At 50.8% G+C, this 21,654-nt stretch carries 16 protein-coding genes and 2 pseudogenes; 11 read left to right on the top strand and 7 right to left on the bottom strand.

What is annotated here, in order from left to right:
• Positions 1-21: 21 nt before the first annotated feature.
• Positions 22-2,517: an alpha-L-fucosidase gene (locus tag STSP2_RS01830; RefSeq protein ID WP_146659318.1), complete on the top strand. Its 2,496-nt coding sequence runs from the start codon at positions 22-24 to the stop codon at positions 2,515-2,517.
• A gap of 35 nt (positions 2,518-2,552) precedes the next feature.
• Here the strand turns inward: STSP2_RS01830 and STSP2_RS01835 are convergent, their stop codons facing one another.
• The 5 genes from STSP2_RS01835 to STSP2_RS01855 all read right to left on the bottom strand — a co-directional run bounded on the left by STSP2_RS01835 (position 2,553) and on the right by STSP2_RS01855 (position 9,515).
• The gene (locus STSP2_RS01835; protein WP_146659319.1) at positions 2,553-3,455 is read right to left on the bottom strand and encodes a fumarate hydratase; all 903 of its coding nucleotides are present in this window, start codon (positions 3,453-3,455) and stop codon (positions 2,553-2,555) included.
• A gap of 305 nt (positions 3,456-3,760) precedes the next feature.
• Entirely contained in the window at positions 3,761-4,048 is a 288-nt protein-coding gene (locus STSP2_RS01840; RefSeq protein ID WP_146659321.1) for a hypothetical protein, read from the bottom strand.
• A gap of 36 nt (positions 4,049-4,084) precedes the next feature.
• Positions 4,085-5,857 carry a hypothetical protein gene (locus STSP2_RS01845; RefSeq protein WP_146659323.1) on the bottom strand — a complete coding sequence of 591 codons (1,773 nt, stop codon included), beginning with the start codon at positions 5,855-5,857 and terminating at the stop codon, positions 4,085-4,087.
• Positions 5,858-6,149: 292 nt separating this feature from the next.
• Positions 6,150-6,845, bottom strand: a complete 696-nt coding sequence (locus STSP2_RS01850; protein ID WP_146659325.1) for a hypothetical protein — start codon at positions 6,843-6,845, stop codon at positions 6,150-6,152.
• A gap of 78 nt (positions 6,846-6,923) precedes the next feature.
• Positions 6,924-9,515, bottom strand: a complete 2,592-nt coding sequence (locus tag STSP2_RS01855; protein WP_146659327.1) for a toll/interleukin-1 receptor domain-containing protein — start codon at positions 9,513-9,515, stop codon at positions 6,924-6,926.
• Positions 9,516-9,781: 266 nt separating this feature from the next.
• Here STSP2_RS01855 and STSP2_RS01860 point away from each other — a divergent pair, with 266 nt between their 5' ends.
• The 7 genes from STSP2_RS01860 to STSP2_RS17960 all read left to right on the top strand — a co-directional run bounded on the left by STSP2_RS01860 (position 9,782) and on the right by STSP2_RS17960 (position 15,673).
• Entirely contained in the window at positions 9,782-10,429 is a 648-nt protein-coding gene (locus tag STSP2_RS01860) for a riboflavin synthase (protein ID WP_169852909.1), read from the top strand.
• A 12-nt stretch (positions 10,430-10,441) separates the two neighbouring features.
• On the top strand, positions 10,442-11,476 hold the full coding sequence (pdxA, locus tag STSP2_RS01865) for a 4-hydroxythreonine-4-phosphate dehydrogenase PdxA (protein ID WP_146659331.1): 1,035 nt from the start codon (positions 10,442-10,444) through the stop codon (positions 11,474-11,476).
• Positions 11,477-11,599: 123 nt separating this feature from the next.
• The gene (locus STSP2_RS01870; protein ID WP_146659333.1) at positions 11,600-12,610 is read left to right on the top strand and encodes a ribosomal RNA small subunit methyltransferase A; all 1,011 of its coding nucleotides are present in this window, start codon (positions 11,600-11,602) and stop codon (positions 12,608-12,610) included.
• Positions 12,611-13,817: 1,207 nt separating this feature from the next.
• Positions 13,818-14,267 carry a type II toxin-antitoxin system RelE/ParE family toxin gene (locus STSP2_RS01875; protein ID WP_146659335.1) on the top strand — a complete coding sequence of 150 codons (450 nt, stop codon included), beginning with the start codon at positions 13,818-13,820 and terminating at the stop codon, positions 14,265-14,267.
• A 31-nt stretch (positions 14,268-14,298) separates the two neighbouring features.
• Entirely contained in the window at positions 14,299-14,748 is a 450-nt protein-coding gene (locus tag STSP2_RS01880) for a helix-turn-helix domain-containing protein (protein ID WP_146659337.1), read from the top strand.
• A gap of 1 nt (position 14,749) precedes the next feature.
• Positions 14,750-15,328, top strand: a complete 579-nt coding sequence (locus tag STSP2_RS01885) for a hypothetical protein (RefSeq protein WP_146659340.1) — start codon at positions 14,750-14,752, stop codon at positions 15,326-15,328.
• An 84-nt stretch (positions 15,329-15,412) separates the two neighbouring features.
• Entirely contained in the window at positions 15,413-15,673 is a 261-nt protein-coding gene (locus STSP2_RS17960) for a DUF4238 domain-containing protein (protein WP_146659342.1), read from the top strand.
• 34 nt (positions 15,674-15,707) lie between these two features.
• Here the strand turns inward: STSP2_RS17960 and STSP2_RS01895 are convergent.
• Positions 15,708-16,789: pseudogene (locus tag STSP2_RS01895) on the bottom strand (IS3 family transposase); the annotation flags it as partial.
• Between the two features lie 77 nt (positions 16,790-16,866).
• On the opposite strand from STSP2_RS01895, the pseudogene STSP2_RS01900 reads away from it, so the two are divergent.
• From STSP2_RS01900 to STSP2_RS17245, 3 genes and pseudogenes are all read left to right on the top strand, one after another.
• Positions 16,867-17,658, top strand: a pseudogene (locus tag STSP2_RS01900) (DUF4238 domain-containing protein); the annotation flags it as partial.
• Positions 17,659-17,721: 63 nt separating this feature from the next.
• Positions 17,722-18,492 (top strand): HNH endonuclease, encoded by a 771-nt coding sequence (locus STSP2_RS01905; protein WP_146659345.1) that lies wholly within the window; start codon positions 17,722-17,724, stop codon positions 18,490-18,492.
• A gap of 402 nt (positions 18,493-18,894) precedes the next feature.
• On the top strand, positions 18,895-19,047 hold the full coding sequence (locus tag STSP2_RS17245) for a hypothetical protein (protein WP_169852910.1): 153 nt from the start codon (positions 18,895-18,897) through the stop codon (positions 19,045-19,047).
• Here the strand turns inward: STSP2_RS17245 and ptsP are convergent.
• Complete coding sequence (gene ptsP, locus STSP2_RS01910; RefSeq protein ID WP_169852911.1) at positions 19,044-21,302, bottom strand: phosphoenolpyruvate--protein phosphotransferase; 2,259 nt, start codon at positions 21,300-21,302, stop codon at positions 19,044-19,046. The two genes, STSP2_RS17245 and ptsP, sit on opposite strands and share 4 nt — an antisense overlap.
• Positions 21,303-21,654: the final 352 nt, after the last annotated feature.

The following is a 21,654-nucleotide window of genomic DNA, read 5'->3' on the forward strand; positions in this document are numbered from 1 at the left end:
CCACCTTCACTCGGAGTTATCATGCGTCAATTTGCAAAACTTTCTGCCTTTCTTATCATTCTACTCACCGCCACCGCAACCGCTGACGAGCCCTCCCTCGACATCCGATCAATGATCCAGCCCGTACCCGAACACGCAAAGCTCCAGCACGATGACTGGTACACCTGGGGCGGCTCAGTCCTGCAGGGCGAAGACGATAAGTTCCACATGTTCTACTGCCGCTGGCCCAAATCGTACCCCTTCAGCGAAGGCTGGCTCCAGGACGCCGAGATCTGCTACGCCGTCGCAGGCTCTCCCGCAGGCCCCTTCAAACACGTCCGCACAATCCTCCAAGGCAGAAAACACGACGGCAAACCCTTCGCCTGGGACGCCCGCTCGGTCTACAACCCAACCGTCAAACACTTCGACGGCAAATACTATCTCTACTACACCGGCTGCGTCGACCCCGAAACAGACGCAAAACGCGCCGACCGTTCCCGCCTCGTCACGCATCAGCAGATAGGCGTCGTCATCGCCGACAGCCTCGCCGACCTCGCAGCAGGCAAATACGAGCGAAGCGAAAAATCCATCCTCAGCCCCCGGACCCGCCTCGGTTACGGCCTGGCCGAAGACGACGAGTTCGGCGATCCTGCCAACATCAATCCCGCCAACATCGTCGTCGTAAACCCCTCCGTCGACCGCCGCCCCGACGGCAAATACATCATGATCTTCAAGGGCTGGAAGAACACCAAAGGTTTCTCCCCCGTCCACGGCGTCGCCATTTCCGACACCTCCACCGGACCGTTCGAAGTACAGGACACCAAAGTCTTCGCCGTCAACAAAAACGGCCGACTCGCAATGGCCGAGGACCCCTTCATCTGGTACCACAAATCCCACCAGCGTTTCTACGGCATCGTAAAAGACTTCCACGGCGGCATCACCGGCTCAGGCAAATCCCTTGCCCTCTTCGAATCAGACAACGGCATAGACTGGCGCCCCAGCGAACACCTGCTCGCCTCCGACCTCACCATCGAATGGACCAACGGCACAACCGAAAAGGCATACCGCCTCGAACGTCCCCAACTCCTGCTCGACTCCACCGGCCGCCCAACCGCTCTCTACGCCGCCTGCCAACTGAAACCCGCCCACAGCTTCAACATCCACATCCCACTAGCAAAATCCGACAGCGATAAAACCGCACAGCCCGCCACTGACATGATCCATGAAGCTAAACAGCTCCAGGACCTGCGCTTCGGAATGTTCATCTGCTGGTCATTCTCCACCTTCAGCGGCTACGAATGGACACCCGGCGTCGAGGACATAAACTTCTTCAACCCCACCGGCTTCGACCCCGACCAGTGGTGCGAAGTCGCCAAATCCGCCGGCATGAATTATATCCTCTTCCTCACCAAGCACCACGACGGCTTCTGCCTCTGGGACACCAAAACCACCGACCGCAAAGTATCCAACACCATCGCCCTCCAGGGCGTCGACGTACTCGCCGAAGTCAAAAAGGCCTGCGACAAGCACGGCCTCAAACTCGCCCTCTATTTCAGCGAAGGCGATTGGAGCTGGTCCGGACGCAAAGACATCCACACCTCCGCCGCAAGACCCGAAACCAAAAAGGCCCAGCTCCGCGAACTGCTCACCAACTATGGCCCCATCGAATACATCTGGTTCGACCACGCCGTAGGCACAGGCGGCCTCAGCCACGCCGAAACCTCCCGCTTCGTCAAATCGCTCCAGCCCCGCTGCTTCGTCGGCTACAACCACGGCAAACAGGACGGCGCTGACATCCGTCTCGGCGAACGCGGCAAACCCGCACCGCTCCACGAAGCAACCGCCGAATCAATCGGCTCCTCAGCCCGCGCCGAATACATGAAGGGCCACACCGGCTTCCTCCTCGCAGAGTTCACCTACCCCATCCTCGAAGGCCAGGGCAGACAGAATCTCCGCGGCGCACAATGGTTCTACTCCCTACCCGAAAACGACAACTACGCAGCCTCGCCCGAAAAAATATACCGCGACTGGCTCGGCGCCGAAAAGTTCGGCAATATCTTCTCACTCGACGTCGGCCCGGACCGCTCCGGCAAGCTCCGCGAAATAGACGTCCGCACGCTCCGCAAGGTCGGCCAATACATCCGAGGCGAGATCGAACTGCCCCCCGAACCGCTAGATATAACCGCTGCTTCGGCCTCAAGCGAATGGAATGACGAACACTCCGCCGAAAAAGCAACCGACGCAAACCCCCAAACCCGCTGGGGCGCGGCCCCCGACTCCCGCTCAGCCTGGCTCGCCCTCGAACTACCCAACCCCGCAACAGTCTCCCGAGTCGTCATCGACGAAGGCAACTGGAACCGCATACGCAAGTTCGCCATAGAAGCACGCAAAGACAACCAATGGACCGAAATCGCAACAGGCACCCGCATCGGCCCGGAAAAAGAAATAACCTTCCACCCCGTAAAAACCGACAAACTCCGCCTCCGCATCGACAGCGCGACCGAAGTACCAACCATACTCGAATTCAGCATCTATTAGCGATCCCGCGACAGACCGACCATAATGCCGAACCCTCACAGCACCGCATGCTTGTGCCGATGCGAATGGCACTCGATGTTTACCGCAACCGGCAGCGACGCGATATGGCACGGCGCGGTCTCGATCTTCACCGCCAGTGCCGTCGTCCGCCCCCCGAGCCCTTGCGGCCCGATCCCCAGCTCGTTCACCGCCGCCAGCAGATCAGCCTCCATCTGCGCATAAAACTCATCCGCGTTCGCCTCCCCCATCCCGCGCAGCAGCGACTTCTTCGCGATCAGACACGCCTGCTCGAAATTTCCACCGATCCCCACTCCCACCACGAACGGCGGACACGCATTCGCTCCCGCCTCGCGCACCACATCCACGATCCACCCCTTCACCGTCTCCGCACTGTCCGTCGGATTGAACAGTCGCACCTGGCTCTTATTCTCACACCCGCCCCCCTTGCTCATCACGTAAATACTCAGCTCATCACCCGGCACCACGCTATGATGGATCACCGCCGGCGTATTCGTCTTCGTATTCGCCCGCTCCCGCAAAGGCTCCGCCACTACCGACTTTCGCAGCAGCCCGCGCCCATACCCATCCGCGATCCCCTCGTTTATCGCAGCCGTTATCAGAGCCGCTGGCCGATGCGTCCCGCCGGCCACACTCGCCCCAGCCTCACGCGACGACTTCGGCGGCTCGACGCACACATCCTCACCCTGCTCCACGAACACCACCGCCAGCCCCGTGTCCTGACAAAGCGGTATCCGCTCTTCACTCGCCAGCCGCGCATTCTCAATCAACTGATCCAGTATCCGCCGCGCACGCTCATCCGTCTCCGCCGCCCGTGCCTCCTCGATCGCCCCCAGCACATCCCCAGGCAGCTCGTAAGCAGATTCGATCGCAAGCCGCGCAACAGTCTCAACTATCTTCGCATACTCGATTCTTCGCATAAAACCCAGCCTTCAAACTCGACCAAATGAAATACCGTCCTCTGTCCCGAAACAGCACCAACACATCCTACACCCCAAAACCACCCTCCGCAAGCATTTTGCTAACACAACCCCCCACTGTCACCGCAAACTTGATTTGCATCCAGAGAACAAACCGTGAGCGTCGACTTAGACGCATGTACCCACCCACACACAGCCTGTCATAACGAAAATATGCGAGTGCCCACCAGTCGCAAAACACCAATCCACTCCCATCAACGTCACCACGTTCATAGCGCCTCCATCCACATCGCACCCCACACACATCAAAACCCACCAAAACCATCAGCCCCGAACTCATCCATCCCACTCCGTCGCTCATCGTAAACATCCACCCGCTCCCGGCTCAGCTCGAGCCCTTCCCCCCGATACCTCCACTTCACCTCAAACGACTGCTTCTCGCCCTCGACCTCATAATTCTCCTTCAGCCTCCCAAGCCTGGGCGATATCTCACCCTCTTCCGCCTCACACCGCTCCCATCCGTCCGCACACCCGCCAGCAAACAACACCGCCAAAACAAAAACACCCGCAGCACAAACAATCTTCCGTCCCATAGCAAACCTCACTTTCCAAAAATATCATAAAACCCATCACTCACCACAGCGCGATGCGCTGCCGCCAAATCCGCTAACATCTTTCACCTCAATATCGCTCTTCCACTCCGCCTCAAACAGCCCCGGCTCCCGGAGCACATCATCGAACGGCGTCTCAACATAAAAATTCGTCAACTTAAGCTCCCCGCTATCCGCATCGCGCACCACATACTCCCACCTCGTCGCATCGCCTCCCTTGCGCCCAGCCGTAAACACAATATAGAACGGCTCAGCATCCATCACATACCGCACAACCTTGCCCCTCTCCAACTGCCTGTCATACCACCCGTTAAACCGATCGATCCGGTCCTCCTCCCGCATCCGTAGATACTTCTTCCCGCTGAACCGCGTATAAAGCCCCGCAAACTTCTCATGCTCGCCCGCCTTGAACACCTTCTGCGCCGCATCATAAAACGCCATCACCTCATCATCCCCGTCATACTCCGCCCCGAACACATCATGATTATACTCCTTCCCCCGAAACTGCAGCCGAACCTCATGCTCCGTCCCCGCACCCGCCAGCACCACGTTCTGCTCGAACTCCGCATCTTCCACCGGCTCACAATTCTCCTGCATCATATCCCGGATCAGATCATACGTACCGCTGTCCTTTCGCTCAGCATTCCAGCAAAGCCGACCCGTCTTATCATCCCGCACAAAATCAAACCGCCACCGCTTCTGTCCCCTGCCAGTGCTTTCGGAAAAGCCCCATATGAAGATAACGTCACGCCCCGCAAGTATCTTCCTGTAAACGTACACCTTCTCCGCGCTGTACCCCTCCATACTGCCGTCCAGAAAAACATGCCACCGCATCCACCCGGCTACACTCTTCTCAAATTCTTTCTTCTCCTCCCCACTCATCTCTGGCCTCTTGTAAGATATCTCAACCCCCTTCTCCAGGTCCTTCTCCTTTATCGTCTCCACCACCTCACAGAAAAGCCTCTCAGCCTCACCCTCCCACTCCCGCTCGGCAAACTCCCCGTAAAGCATATCAAAATCGCAGTAATCCATCCGCAGATAAACACTCGACTTCCGCCGCTCCTGATCAGCCTCCACAGGAACCGCAAAACTCCCCCGTTGCAACTTCACGATCCCATCATTAGACACCTCTGCTAGCTTTATATTCTCAGAAGTCGTCAACATCTCATTAAACTCTTTCGCTTCACGACTGCCCTCATCAATCCGTTCGGAAATATATTCCAGGTTCTCACCCACGGCCTCAGAGTTCCGCGCGCTTGTCACCGCATTAGCGACCGTACTGCATTTTAGACTTTCGATAAGCTCCATGAACATTTCGCAATACTGATCCACGTGCCCGGTACCAAACCCACTCTCAGTCCGTTCTTGTGTATATTGTTTCTTATACTCATCAGCCTTAATACTCTTAAGATATACATAAAAATCCATCCTTCTTTTCACCCGCTCCTCACTCGAATCAGCTTGCAGCTCCGAAAGAAAAGAACGGCACTTCAACATGTCCCTGTTGATCAGATTCTCCCCAACTTCCAGCCCCTTTTCAAAATACTCTCGTGCTTTATTAAGATCGCGTTCCTCACCCTTCTCAACATTAATTGCTGTAGCAAAAAGCTCTCCCAGCCGGGCATATATCGCCGCCTTTGTATATCCCGGCAGCTTCGGATGCTCCCCCAAATATTGCAAATAAAACTGCTCGGCCAATCCCCGATCAGCCGCTTCGTGATCGTTACCATTCGCCGAAAGATCATACCGCATCGCCTTCGCCAGCAACTGATCATCATCATAGTTGATCACTCTTCCCGAAATCGATCCACCAACCAAGCACGCCAAAACCGCCAAAACCAAAAACCGCCTCATATCTCAACCTTTCACATGAAATGCCGACTAAAAAACCACAATTACACAGCAACCGACCTGCACTGCATACACAATTCAACTGTGCACAAAACCGGCTAACATGAAATCGTTCTGGTATTAAGACACCGCCCACGCAAATACGTTACAACCGCAAACCGAAAAAGACGAAATTTTCTATGCGATTTTCAAAAGCCATGCTTCCAGCCATACCGCCGCATAGTACTCATTTTTAGAGTTCGCTCTTAACTTTCTCAAATTCCTTTTCAACGTCCGATTCGATCACCTGTAGCTCTGACTTTCTTTCACCTTCTGCTTCGTCGAGCATATACGCGACCGCTTGTGTTTTGCAGCTTATTCCAAGAACTCGCAAAATGTCGTTTTCATACTCGCTCAGCTGAACTCCGGTTGAGAAAAGCCCTCCCCATATCTCAGAAGTCGTGAAAGAAAATGTGTCGCTTTGATCAACAGCACTTTTCGAAAGATTTTTCATATACTGCATGCAAAGATAAATGTCATCCCAGTCGACAGTCTTACCGTTCATTTCAACCTCGTAGTCCATGGACCACAATGAAAACGCCTTCAACCCCATTTCCTCCTGCCTGCACCCTTCCAGAATTAGTTTAATTGCCTCCTCGCTGACAAGATCCTGATCCAAAGCCTTATCAGTTTTACGCAGCTCACGAAAAACGTCCTCGCTGTAACCAATCGATTTAAGCTTCTCAGCAGCGTCTACATAATACCCGGCCCCGGCACCTTGAGCCTGCAGGAAACCCATCTCCCTCGCCATCGCAATCTGCCTTTCTCTGGCCCTGGCCGCAGGGCTGTTCCGTTCACGAATGGACTGAACCATCACCATCGCAACAACCGCCCCAACCAATACAGCTAAGAGAAGAAATAGATTGCGAATTCTCTTATGTTTGCTCATTCGCGGATCCCTTAGAAATACATGGCCATCATGACCTCATTTTCTATCCGCTATTTTCAAAACTAATTAATATGAAATCTAGTTTTTTGAACGTTTCGCTTTTAAGGCCAATACTTGTTGAGATGGAATATGAAGATTTTTCTCGATTCTTTGTTGCTCTTTAAAGCCAACAGAATGCATTAGGCAATGATTTACAACTAAAAAACGCATGACTTTTTTAGCAGTGTCAGAAAAATCCTCACCCGACATTCCCTTTGCAATATTGTCAACTTGTAGATTTTTCTTATACCACATTAGAATTCCGTGCTTTACTAAAAAAGATGCAGGAGTATTACCGCTGTCACATACTTTTTCAACAACGTCAATGAGTTTATTAGATCCCAATGAATGAACTATCTTTGAAATGTAATTATACACAATCATGAAATTAGTGTTCCAAAAGATACTTCTGGCTAATTTGTCAATGTCTTCTTTACTATAAATCTTTTCTTTTTGTCCTAAACGCCTTCGCTTCTGAGCCTTTTGTTCTGCAGCTTTATCGACACGGGTTGAAATGTATTCAATAATTTGAAGTTGCCCCTCTTCATTCCTGATAAGTTCAAAAAAAGAGTTCAAAATACGTAGATGAATTTTCATAGCCTCTTCAAAAAATTCCTGTAAACGAGCTTTTTCAAGTGATCCAGCCCGGTTTTTAATAATAAGCCCCATTACTTCAACAGTTTTAATACTTCTGCGCAATTCCTTGAATAATTCATCGTGTTCTTCTTGAGTGGACTCTTCCTCGGTATCTTTGCATCCTTCTTCTATCTTGTCTTGTGCCTTTAGCCTTCGCTTTCTTTCACCCTCAGGGGTTGCAACGGTTTTTGGTAGAACAGCTTGTACAATAGTTTGTGCTTGTTTATCAAAGAAGTGAAGTTCTTTTTTACTTAAAGTTGTCGGTGCATATTTATCGAAAAGGCAACACGCATTTAAAACAATCTCTTCTAATATATTCCCATCACGCGAATGATGAGATAGGAAGATAGCAATATAGGCGTATTCATCTTTGTGGAGATTGTTAATAATAGTCTCGATTGTTTTTGCACAATCAGATGCATGGTCCGCCAAATATTTTGCGACGAAGAAATAGTAGAGATATTTGTAGCAAAACGAGTAATTGTTGAGATCACATAATTCTAAAATACGAGTAGATCTCAGTTTCGCTATAACTATATCTTGATCTACAGGCAAATTATACTTTTCTAAGTATCTATCCATAAAAACTTCGAATTCATCGCGAGAAATTTCTTCTTTATTTTGTGAAAACTTATAAAAAGCAAATTCTGTTAAAAAATTCATATAAGTGTCAATATCGTCGTTTCTGACTCCTTCTTTTCTTAGATACATATATATTAGAGCTTGGTAACAGTAACCCTGACTGGTAATTTCTTGATTAAGCGGTCGCGCAAATGTCTCATAAGTATTGATTATCGATAATATGAAAAATGGATAAGCGGGCATGATTCCGCGACCTATTGCCTTTCCCAAAGTTGTATTCACTAGTTCAGTTTTGTGGTCCAAGTCTTGATAAATATCATTATCTTTCTGTGGAGCTTCTGACAAGTACATCCATTTCTTTATGAGTGTATCTCTCTGGGAAGCATTGAACTCTTTAATATTAAAAAGCGAAAAGGCTTGCAAAAGGCTCTCATCTGCAAAGTTCAAATTGCAAATATCATCTACCGTTACAATGCAATTCTTGTATTGTGCTAAATCGTTTATGTGTTTTTCTTTATCTTTTGCAAAATGAAAATCATCCAAAATAGGAATAAGCTTTTCAGTGTCTATATCTTTTACATCGCAGTTATATTGCTTTTTCAAAGCCTCAGTGATTTTGTTTTGAATCTTTCCTTTATATTGACCATGCCTATCACGTATATATACGGGGACAAGTCCGCGATCACGCAATGATTTGAAGAGATATTTGCATAGTGAGGTTTTTCCGGATTGGCTAGCACCGGACATGCATAGTCTTAGATGCTCATGGAAATTATCAACTATCATTTGCGGGCTTTGTATTGTTTCACAATCCTTTAAGTCATCATATGCGACTAGATTTGGACAGACATATATATCATCTAGAGTTACATGCTGTTTGTTGGAATGAGCTTTTGCCAAAAGCTCGGTATCTTGGAGAAAAGATGCAAACTCGGAAGTCAATGAAATATTTCTATGTCTATGTATTTGCTCTAACGTATTTTTTAGGCCGTCATAAACGTCTTTCCAACCGCTATTAATGTCGGTAAAACGGGTAACCGCCTTACCATCAGTTGGTAACGCAAGTAATTCTTTCAAATCTGGGTCATCCAGCCAACCACAATCAGATACGATGATGGGGACTACTGAAATCCCTTTTTTGTCCACTAATTCTAAAGCATTCTCTTTTTCATTTTGGCAGGCCTTCGATGCAAGAAAATTTGCAGACACAAATAGGCAGATAACGTCAGCATCTTCTAAGTTGTTATCAATTTGCGCATTAAACTTGGAACCGGGCAGAATTTTCCTATCATACCAGTCTTCCACCAAACCGTTATTTTTTAAAGGAGAGATATGTGTGCGAAATGTATTAACATGGCATTCATCAAGGTGAGAATAGCTTATGAATGTTTTTAACGCTTTATTTTCCTGCATTTATGGAGGCCTCCAAAATAAATTCTGTTCTGTCTATGCAATTGTACTAATTTACATGACTAATGTACAAAGAAAAATTGTAGATATAGCTATTGAGGTTCTTCCACTTCTCCTGCCCCCCCCACTGTCCCCCCCACAAACTAACCAATTGACTTTTCACCCCGCCCGACTTAGCATTGACACCTGCGAAACAGGCATTGCGTCTGCAGCATGGGTCGTGCCCGCGCTGCAATTCGCATCCAAACATGATTCAACCAGGCAAAGCGATGTTCACAGGATTGATCGAAAAAGTCTCAGCCGTAAAGACAGTTCGGCCCACCGCGGGCGGCAAGGTCTTTACCATCGACCTCGGCCCGCTCGCTGAAGATGCGCACCTCGGCGACAGCATCGCCGTTAACGGCGTATGCATGACCATAACCGCGATCACAGGCACGATCGCGGATTTCGACGTCTCAGGCGAGACGCTCCGCAAATCCACCCTCGACTCGCTCCGTGTTTCCGCACCCGTGAACCTCGAACGCGCGATGGCGATGGGCCAGCGCTTCGGCGGCCACATCGTCCAGGGCCACGTCGACGGCGTCGCGACAATCCGCACCATCGAGACCAAGGGCGACTTCTGGGACATCACCTTCGCCGCCGACAGCGAAATACTCGATGAGATCGTCCCAAAGGGCTCGGTCGCGGTCAACGGCATCAGCCTCACCGTCGCCCGAATGGACGCAAACTCGTTCTCGGTCGCCCTGATACCGACCACCATAAAAGACACAAACCTCGCTTCGGCAAAGGTTTACGACAAGGTCAATATCGAAACCGACATCGTCACTAAGGTCGTAAAAAAACAGGTCGAAAAGATACTTCCCGACAAGGCCGGCAAAACGCTCACCGTAGATAAACTTAGAGAACTCGGTTTTTAGCCAGGCGATCACATGACACCCACAGGCCACAGCGCACTAGACAACCGCATCGTCATCGGCATCACGATGGGCGATCCGGGAGGCGTAGGGCCAGAGATAATCGTTAAAGCTTTGTCAGACGCCAACTTACGTCGCGAAGCCAAGTTTATCATCTTCGGCTCGGACGAACAACTGCAGTACGCAGCCGACCTCGCGGAGGTCGAGCCCTACTGGATACGCCATCAGCACGAGAAGATCAGCCGCGACTACCCGCGCCACGTAGTGGTCGCCGATTACGACGAATACGCCATCCCAGGCTGGATCCACAGCCCCAACAAAGTCTCGGGCGAAGCGTCCATAAAGTATTGTGTGGACGCGATTAAGGCCGCCCAGGAGGGCATAATCGACGGTGTCGTGACCGCGCCTATCTCCAAGGTGAGCTGGACGATGGCAGGCGCGAAATGGCCGGGCCATACGGAGATGTTCGCCGACCAGTGCAAGTCCCGCCGAAAGGCGATGATGTTCGTCGGCGGGCCGTTAAAGCTCGCGCTGGCGACGATACATGAGGGTTTGTTCGAAATCCGCCACCACTTCACGATGGGGTGCGTCTTCGAACCGATAGACCTTCTCAATACTGCACTTAAGGAATATTTCGGTGTTGAAAATCCGCGCATCGGTGTTGCCGGCCTCAACCCGCACGCCGGTGAGGACGGCCAGTTCGGCGATGAGGAAGAGCGGATAATAAAGCCCACGATCACCATGGCACGCGAGGTGGGCATCGACTGCGAAGGGCCGTTTCCAGCCGATACCTTGTTTTTAAAGGCTGTAAGGGGCGATTTTGACGGCGTGGTGGCAATGTACCACGACCAGGGACTTATTCCGATCAAGCTGGTCGCGTTCGACAAGGCCGTAAACGTCACCATCGGCATACCGATCATCAGGACATCACCCGCGCACGGCACGGCATTCGACATCGCGGGCAAGGGTGTAGCACGCGAGGAGAGCATGAAAGAGGCGATAAAAGTGGCGATAGAGATGGCAAAAACCCGCGCGGCCAGAGATAAATAGGCTGGCTGCAAGGGTTGTGAGCAGCGGTAAAGATTGGATGGACACAGCGGAGAGCGAAACTTGCAAGTCATTGTTTGATAACGACTTGTAAGTTTGATTTTGATATTGACAACAGGTGTGAAAATGCAGACAAAACACGAAATACAGCGGCTTCTGGCGTCGGCGGGAGCACGGCCTAACAAGAAGCTCGGGCAGAATTTTCTGATCGATCTTAACCTCATGCGGCTGCTGATTGATGCGGCGGATATACGCAAAAATGATGTTGTGCTGGAGGTTGGGTGCGGTACGGGGTCGTTTACTGAGGGACTTGCGGAGGTTGCGGGGCGGGTTGTTGCGGCGGAATATGACAAGATTCTGGCGCGGATCGCGATGCAGCAGTTGCAGGATGCCGAGCACGTTACGATCGTAAATACTGATATACTAGAGAGTAAGAACAAATTGGCGCCGCAGATAGTGGAAGAATTGGCGCGGGCGAAAGCAGAGCTGGGAGGTCGGCTGCTGTTGGTGGCAAATTTGCCTTACAATGCGGGCACGTCGGTGATGGCGAACCTGGTGGGCGGAACGGGTGAGGGGCTCCAAAACCGGCCTGAGGGGGCTGAAAACGCGGTTTTTGAGGGCGAAAACGGGGTTTTGGGTGGTGGTGAGAAGGTTGGGGGCGGGGTGGGTGAGCCGGGGATTGGATTGGTGGCGGATGCGATGTATGTCACTGTGCAGAAAGAAGTTGCGCAACGGATGGTTGCTGAGCCGGGTGGTAAATTGTACGGGATATTGAGTATATTGATTGGGGCGTGCGGGGAATCGGAGATTTTACGGATATTGCCGCCTAGTGTGTTCTGGCCCGCGCCGGGGGTTGAGAGCGCGATGGTGAGTTTTGAAAGGCAGGCGGGCAAGGCCGCGAGGATCCGTAACATGAGTGTTTTTAAGGAGATAGTGAATTTGTTCATGGGGCATCGGCGGAAGATGATGCAGGCGTGTACGAAATTTGCGAAGGGAAGTGAACTGGGGGGAATTACCGACTGGGGTGATATATTTGATGAGGCCGGGGTGAACCCGCAGATGAGACCCGAGAAGGTGCTGCCGGACGAGTTTGTCGAGATCGCGAATGCGTGTGCGGTGAGGCTTGGGCGGAAGTGAGGGGGTTGGCAGTTGTGTCGCGGGGAGTGCGGTTTTTGCATTCGAAATGGGGGTTTGAGTGCGTTTGCGGGTGGATACTGTCATTTTGTGCGGGGTTTTGGGGTGGAAATATGTAGACTGGTTTAGTCCGTTTGGGTCTTTTGGATGTGTTTCGGGCTTGTTATGCGCGCGGTTTGGGGTGTTTGCGGCTGTGTGGGGGATATTGCCCAGTGTGGCGGGCTGCAATGGGGGTCGGCTGGGAAATTGTGGGGTGTTTTGCTTTTGGAAAGTGGGTGTTTTCCGCCTTTGGAAATGGGGAGAAGTGCTGAGAGTGGACACCTGGTAAATAGGACATTGGGTTAAATCGGCTGATTTCGGGTGATTTTGAGGGGGCAAAAGTAGGGTAAAAACGAGCAAAAGTGGTATATAGGTGGGGTAAAAATGGAGTAAAAGTGGGCAAAAGCTGACAGGCTGTTTCCTACCTGTCAAGTGGGAGATTCTTTAAAGACAGTTTTCACCACGAAGGGCACGAAGGAGCACGAAGATATTTTTAATGGGGCGCAAATGCAAGAATACAAGACCGTCTTCTGTCTGTGTTTCCAATGGGTACGCCAAAAGAAGATGATATGGTAGGCACACATATGCTTGTTATTTCTGCGGATTGGCTTTTGTTTTGGGTGGATCGACTGGTCGTGTGGGCGTTGGGCCGCCGCAGAATTTAACAGCCGCGCCTCCGACGTACTATCCGTTGGGTCCATTCTCGGCGGGCTATGAAATTATGCGGCTGGTGGATGCGGTAAATGGTCGGGGTGCTGGTACGTTGATCTTGGTTGGCTGAAGTTTTGTGATGATCTTTTGTTTGGCTTGACAGTTCGGGCGGTATAGGTGGATTTCAACCATGGGCTGAAGATGCGGGGTAAACACGTCTTGAGAGCGTAAGTCGTTGCTGCTGAATAGGTTAAAGGCCAAGGTTCAGTCCGAGAGACTTCAAGAAAAATAGCGGCATAAAAGTAATCTCTTTACAAAATATGCCACTCTAGGTATATTAGGTTTTCTAATACAGGAGCTATGGTGATTCGACTTGCTTTTTCTTAGTGTCTTTTTTCCAAATTTGAATGTCGTAAAGGCTTTGTACTATTAACAAAGTGCCAAGTTTGTTGTCAAAACTGAAAAATTATCATTTTGATGCATTGACTATCAGACCAAATTAAGTTAAAAGTTAATTTTTATGACTAAGGGATTGAACAATCTGGTCGATAATGGATTATTAGAATTGGCGATGTATTACCGTCCTGGTGACAAGTACGCTTTTTGTTTTTACGTTCAAACCAGTGGCCGTGTGCCCGTTAAGAATCTATTGGAGGATCTGAATAGGACCGGAAAGTTGCATGAAAGTGAAAGTAAGGGTTGGGGAGGCAAGAATGTTGTGGCCAGATTGTTTCGAACGATCGGAAACCTTGCCCAAGGAAAGGTGGTTAGTAGGTCGTTTTATAAGAAATTAGATAAAACTTTATGGCAGTTCACATGCTATGACATTAGGTTTTTGGCGTTTCACGATGGGAACGCAATAGTGCTTGTTAGTGGTTTTGAGAAAAAGACACAAGAGACGCCGGAAAAAGAGAAGAAGAAGGCAAGAAAACGGCACAAAGAATATTTAAAACGTAAGCGACAACTTTAAACTGTATGCTTGCAAGTGAAAGGGCACACAAATGACTCGACCATTTTTTGATGAGTTTTTTGCGGATGGCGATAATCGTAAGATAGCAGAGCAAGAGCAATTACTAATGGATGTTGCGGGAATGCTTTCCGAATTAATGGGAAAAAAAGGTGTCAAGAATAAGGAACTTGCGGAAACGCTTAACAAAAAAGCTCCACAGGTGACACAGTGGCTTTCTGGAACCTGCAATATGACGCTTAGAACTTTATCTGACATCCTCTACGCATTAGATACCAAACTGCAAGTTAAGCCACAACCTCTTATCGATGAAATAGTTGTAGACTACAAACGTTCTGCCGCTGGCAATCGGGCTATCGACAGATATCTTTGCCGCAAGGGAGATAATTTTGTAGTACGCTTTGAAGGGAAAGACCGTACTGCTGGATGTTGGCGTGAACAACCAATGAACGTTCGAAAACAAACAAGGTTGAAAGCGATTTAATATGAACTCAGAAGCTGAGACAAGATCACATGACGTTAGTTTAGCGGCAGAGGCCTCCGAACGCGTTGAATTGGTCGATGTACGTTTAATGCAGTGCAGCGGAGAGCTGATTTCTTTTCCTGAAGACGGAACAAATGAATTTGAGGTAACAGGTTCTACTAGTGAACAGTTGGATACGGAAGAAAATTTGATTTTTGTCTCCGTAAATTTATCTTTAGATGCTGTCAAAGAGAATGGCGAGGATTTGGCTCAAATCTGCAGTGAGTTTTTATTGGTCTACAGGGTAGAAGACTGGGAGGGATTAAGCCCGGAGCACTTTTCAGCATTCGCAGATTACAATGGTGTTTTTAATTCGTGGCCCTATTGGCGCGAGTTGGTTCAAAACATGGCTGGGCGTTTGCAGCTTCCGAGTCTGACTCTACCGACTTATCGATTTGGCTACCTATTGCCCAAGGAAAGATCAATAGGTAAAAAGGCAAAAGACACAGCAAGTGGCCCTAGTACCCGAAAGAAAGTCCACAAGAAGAAAAAATCGCCGAAGAGAAAGGCTAAAAAGAAATCAGCCAAAAAACAGGCATAGCCAAAGAGTCCTTGTTACACCAAGGGCTCTTTTTTTAACTTTACTTGGGTATAGGCTACTACAGGAGAACTAGACGGATCATAAATGGGCAATACTTCAAGACATCATCATTTCATTCCACGATTCTACTTAAAGGGCTTTCTGTTTGAGGCTGAAGAAAATCCTCGACTCGCTGTTATAGATTTAAAGAAGAAAAAACAGTTTCAGACTAACACGCGAAATGTCGGTGCAATTCGTGATTTCAACAGAGTCGATGTGGAAGTGACCTGCCCCCGAATTATGTACCAGCTACTGTTAGAGAGTTGTCCTTCTCATCTGTCGTGTATTGCTGTAGCTGAGCCGTAGGCGAAGCGGAAGCAATACACGAGGCGGCGAACTCGGCCGGGGTTGCGTAGTCCAGCCCGCTGTGCGGTCGATGGTTATTATATTCCATCCGCCACTGTTCGACAATCACTTTCGCTTCCTTAACCGAATAAAACAGCTCACGATTGAGCACCTCATCTCTGAACTTGCCGTTGAACGATTCTATAAAGCCATTTTCCCACGGCTGACCCTTCTCGATATAAAGCGTTTCGACGTTCTTTTTGCCGAGCTTCTTCTTGATCGCACTAGCCACAAATTCCGGCCCGTTGTCGCTGCGTATAAATCCAGGCACGCCTCGGACCGCAAACAGGTATTCCAGCGTTTCAACCACATCGCCCGACTTGATCGACCTGCCTACTTCTATCGTAAGCGACTCACGCGTGAACTCATCGAGCACCGTGAGAAACTTCAGACTGCGACCGTCCTCGCTCTGGTCGCTGACGAAATCATACGTCCAGACATGATCCTTGTAGTCGGCTTTTTGCACGCTGCAGCTGTTGTCGCTGTTGCCTTTCGTTTTTCGTCCTTTGCGTCTGTGAGGCACCTGTAATGCTTCCTTTCGCCATATTCGTTGAACTCGTTTGTGATTCACACGCCAGCCATGCTGACGAAGCTTGGCCGTTATAAACCTGTAGCCGTAGCTTTGGTGTTCCTTTGCCAGCTCGATTATCTTGCTGGTCAGTGCCGTGTTCGTTGGCTGCTGCTGAGATTTATACCGCTGGCTCGCTCGCGGCTGACCTATCACCTTGCATGCCCGACGCTCGGATACGGCCAGACTCTTTTGAAGATGCCTGGCCGCCTTGCGTCTCCGGGCCGGGCTCAGTAATTTCCCGAAAGCGCCTCCTTGAGGATGGCGTTGTCCAGTGCCTGGTCGGCAACGAGCTTTTTGAGCTGGGCGTTCTCTTTTTGCAGGGCCTTGAGCTGCTTGACCTGGTCGAGCTTCATGCGGCCGTATTGCTTGCGCCAGTTGTAGTAGGTCGCCTCGCTGATGCCCAGCTCACGGCAGGCCTGCTGGACCGTACCGCCGGAGCCGATTACAGCATCCGCCTGGCGGAGCATCTTGACAATCTGTTCGGGACTGTGATTCTTGCGTTTCATAAGAGCATCCTTTCCATAAAAACTAACAAATTATAACGGATACTCTCTAATCAGCAACGGTACAGTTTTTCGGGGTCAAGCCAGAAGGACTTGCTCCTGATCAAATTGAAAACAGCTTTTCGAAAGTTGAAACAGAAATGGCTGAAGCTATTAGGGATTTGAAAGAAGACCATGTGATAACGAACAAAGCTAGGCTAGATTGTATTCTTAATTTGATTGCGCTATTCCATGTCAGACATCCCCTCGTAAGACGAAATATTGCTAAGACTCAAGCTAATTTAGCCAAAATGACTATGCAGTTAATATGTGCCTCAAAAGAACGATATGAAGAAACTTTAAGAAGAATGCAGATGGATGGGATTGAAATAGGGGATGTCAGTTTTGAGCAAATGAAAGATTTTCTTGAGCGTGATGAATATGATATTGAAACTGCGAGGGAGTCTCATATAGAAATGGAATTGAAAGCAATTGGTCCTGTACTGGAAATGCTTGGAGCTCGAAACTGGACGCTCTTAATTGCTTCAGATACAGCCAGTCAATTCATCACCTCGGATTTGCCTGTCACTGTCTCATGGAATGATCCGGAAAACATACCGCCTTTTGTCAGACAACGCCCAGGTTTGGGTTATGCTGAGACAGAAGTATTTTTCCCAATAACCAGAACTCTTGCTCTTTTAGGCACATTTGAACCTGTAAAAGAACAAATTTCGCTAGATAGAAATTCCATTGCTGTACTGAATAGTAAAACTCTTTGTAATGCCTGGTCTCAAGTTTATGCAGGTGACAATAAATTTGAATTTATAGATCATACTGGTCGTATTATAACCGGAAATCAATTACTGGACTGGCTAAATATCAGAGAACAGTGACCAAAGGCAGCTTGGCTTTGTACAGAATTCCACTTTACAATTAACTGATCGGAAGGAGTGTTGATGGGTAAGAGGGGTTCAGGGTGGTCGCGTGAGGAGGTTTTGGTTGCGTTGCGGGTTTATTGTGCTTTGCCGTTTGGGCGGCTTCATTCTGGGAATCCGGAAATCGTGAGGATTGCTGAGGCGATGGGGCGGTCGCCGGGGTCGGTGGCGATGAAAGCGTGTAATCTTGCGGGGCTTGATCCTGCGCAGAAGGCGGGCGGGCTGGGTAACTGCAGCAGTCTGGATAAGCAGGTATGGGATGAATTCAAAAGCGATTCGGAGAAGGTAGCGAACGAGGCGGAGGAAGTTTACGGGCGGCTGGTTCTGGGTGAAGAGTTAAGCGGGCGCGATGAAAAAATTGGTGAGTGGAACGGGGGTGAGACCGAGGTCGTTCGGGAGGTGAAGGCGAGGAGGGCGCAGGGGTTTTTCCGGCGGGCTGTTATGGTCAGTTATGACGGGCGGTGTGCGGTTTCGGGGGTTGGTTTGGCGGAGCTTTTGGTTGCGAGTCATATTGTGCCTTGGAGTGAGGATGAGGAGCGGCGGGCTGATCCGAGTAACGGGATTTTGCTGAACAGCTTTTATGATCGGAGTTTCGATGCGGGGTTTATTACGTTTGATGAGGATTGGCGGCTGGTGGCTGCGCGGGAGTTGAAGGGGCGAGAGAAGCAGCCGGGGTTTATTGTTGAGAATGTGGTCAGGCGAGAGGGGGAGCGGCTGCGGCTGCCGGGGCGTTTTGTGCCGGATGCGGAGGCGATGGGGTGGCATAGAGAGAATGTTTTCAGGGGTAGTTAACTGAAGGACGGGGTGATTTTGGGCGCTATGGACGGGATAGCGTCGTTGGGGGTGGAGGAGTGTTTTTGAACGTGCATGCGCGCTCGTTGTGTTCTCTGGATCCCGGCTCGGGGGCCGGGATGACAAGCTTTTGACTCGGCGGTATTTTATGGGTGAGGAGGTTGGGCCGATCGAGGAGGTGAGTGATCTGCATGAGGCGGAGAGTATGGTGGCGATGTATGATGAGCTGATAGAGAAGGTGCGGCGGCAGAGGGGATAAGTAAATTATGGAGTCGCTGCGCGACGGCTGATTTATGCTGGGTCCGCCTTGGGCGGATGAGATGAGGGGGCGGGGTTAAAGGCTTTTTGACAGGCAGAGTGATGAACAGTTGAAGATCGTTGGACTTGTTGATGGGTGCTTAAGTGTTTTATGAACGTTGCGTGGGGATGGCTCACCCTGCCGGGCGGCTGCATGCGTTTATGGGTGTTTTGCGGGAGGTCGGCTGCTGGTGCTGGGGGGCGTTATATTCTCTTGGCAGGGATGATAAACAATGCGTGCGGGTGGTGGATGGTTAGTCGCGGATGCCCAGTTTGTTTGCTATGGTTTTTGTGTCGTGCTGTGCGAGGAGTTCTTTTGCGAGTTGGCGGGCGTGGGTGAGGTCGGTGTTTTCGATGGCCTGCTGTACGCGGGGGACGTAGACGGGGTCGACGCTCAGGCCTCGCAGACCTATGCCGAGCAGGAAGGGGATGTAGTGTGGGTTGTGGGCCATGTCGCCGCAGAGGGAGACGGACTTTTTGTGTTCGGTTGCGACTTTTACGACGTGGTGGATGCTGCGCAGTACGGCGGGGTGGTGCGGCAGGTAGAAGTTCGAGACGGTTTCGTTGGTGCGGTCGACTGCGAGCATGAACTGGACGAGGTCGTTGGTGCCGATGGAGAAGAAGTCGGCGTGCTGGACGAATTCTTCCATGAGATGGACGACGGAGGGGAGTTCGACCATGATGCCGAGTTTTGGGTTTTCGTTATGCGGGACGTTTTCGCTGGTCATGATCTCGCTGGTTGTGCGGACGATCTGTTTGGCCTGGAGGAACTCGTCGATCGAGGAGATCATGGGGAACATGATGTGCAGGTTGGCGTTCTTGCCGGCGCGGAGTATGGCGCGGATCTGTTTTACGAAGACTCTCTGGTTCTGCAGGGAGAAGCGGATGCTGCGCATGCCCATGGTGGGGTTCTGTTCGTGGACGTCCTGGTAGTAGGAGAGTATTTTGTCTCCGCCGATGTCGAGGGTTCGGAAGACGACGGGTTTTTTGCGCATGGCGCGGACGAGCTTGCGGTAGCCGATGTATTGTTCCTGCTCGGAGGGGAAGTCGGAGCGGATGATGAAGGGGAACTCGGTGCGGTATAGGCCCACGCCTGAGCAGTGCATTTTGCGTGCGGTTTCGAGGTCGTTCAGCAGGTTGATGTTGGCGAAGAGGCGGATGCGGGTTTTGTCTTTTGTGTAGATCCGCTGCTTTGCCGGGGGATGATCCTCGGGGTGGGCGAGCTGCTCTTCTTTGCGTTTGTGGAAGCTTTCGACGATGTCCCCGGCGGGGTTGATGTAGACGTTGCCGGTGTCGGCGTCGACGAGGATTGGGGTGCTGTGTTTTATGTCGAGCAGGGCGCGTTCTTTGGCGATGACCATTGGGATCTGCAGCGAGCGGGCGAGTACGGCGAGGTGGGAGGTTACGCCGCCGGAGACGAGGACGACGCCCTGGACGTTCTGGGATGACATCTGCAGGAGGTCGGAGGGGAAGAGTTCGCGGGCGATGACGATCTCGTTGCCGTAGTCGGCGAGGCATTCGAATTCGCCGTCGAGGTTTCCCATGAGGCGGACGATGAGGTCCTCGATGTCCTGGACCTTTTCGCGGACGTAGGTGTGGCCGGAGACGGCGAAGATGTCCATGTACTGGTTGGCGACGTCGAGGATCGCGCGGGGCGGGTTGGTGCCCTGCTCGATACGTTTTCGCATGGTGCCGACGAATTCATTGTCCTTGAGGATGAGCAGGTGCGAGGCGAAGATCAGCGAGGCTGCGTCGGAGAGTTTTTCTTCTACGCGGCGCTGCAGTTCGTGGAGCTGCCTGGTTGTTTCTTCTATTGCTTCGTCGAACTGGGCGATGGTGTAATGATTCGGGAATCTTTTTTTGTTCAGCGAGCTGAAGGTTTTTTCGCGGTCGAGGATGTGAGCCTGTGAGAAGGCGAAACCCTGGGAGGCGGGTTTGCCGCGTACGAAGCTGAGGTTCTCGGCAGCGGATCGGGACCTGGCTTCTTCGGCCTGGGCAGCGGGCGAGTGGATGGCCATGATGAATTTTGCGTTTTCGATGATGTTGGCCAACTGGGATGCGACGGCTTTGAGTGCGAGGACATCGCCTTCGTTGAATCGGCGGCGTTTTTTTCGCTGAACGACGAGGACGCCGATGCGGGAGATGCCGCGGGTGATGGGTACGGCGAGGAAGTTTTCGAATGGTTCTTCGCCGCAGCCTACGAATAGTTTGTAGTCGGGTTCTTTACTGGCCTTGGTGACGCAGATGGTGCGGAGTTCCTGGAGGGATTTTCCGGTGAGGCCTTCGCCGAGTTTCATGCCGATGTGGTCTATGGAATCCTGGCTGAGCCCCTCGGTCGCCTTGAGGGTGAGTTGGTCGGTATCGTCGTCGTAGAGGTAAATCGAGCAGACGTCGGATTTCATGTGCTGGGTGACCATGACGACGATGCGCTGGAGGAAGTTTTCCACGCTTACGCTGTCGCGGAAGAGGTGGTTCAGTTCGCTAATGTCACAAAGTAATTTAATCCTGTCCATCTGCATTCCTTAAGGCGGATACAACGGTCTATCATCAGTTGTACGCCGCGGGTTGTGCGACAGTTCGTCATGAAGCCCGGAGCTGGTCGAGACGTTTGTTTCGCAAATATAGCATTATATCGGCAAAAACAAGTAGAGCATTTAGTGCATATAGGTATATGACCCCATCGAAATTGAAATAAACTTTGTGAAAAAAGCCCGCGATGTAGCCTGTGCAGATTATGATCATGAATGCGAGGCTCTTGCCGGCGGCGGTGCGGGATACCCAGGAGCGGTATACGGATACCGGCCATGCGGAGCCGAAACATACGAGCATTGCAATTTCGAGTGGACTCATGGATTTACTTTTTAG

The organism is Anaerohalosphaera lusitana, from assembly GCF_002007645.1.
GTDB classification, from domain to species: Bacteria; Planctomycetota; Phycisphaerae; order Sedimentisphaerales; family Anaerohalosphaeraceae; genus Anaerohalosphaera; species Anaerohalosphaera lusitana.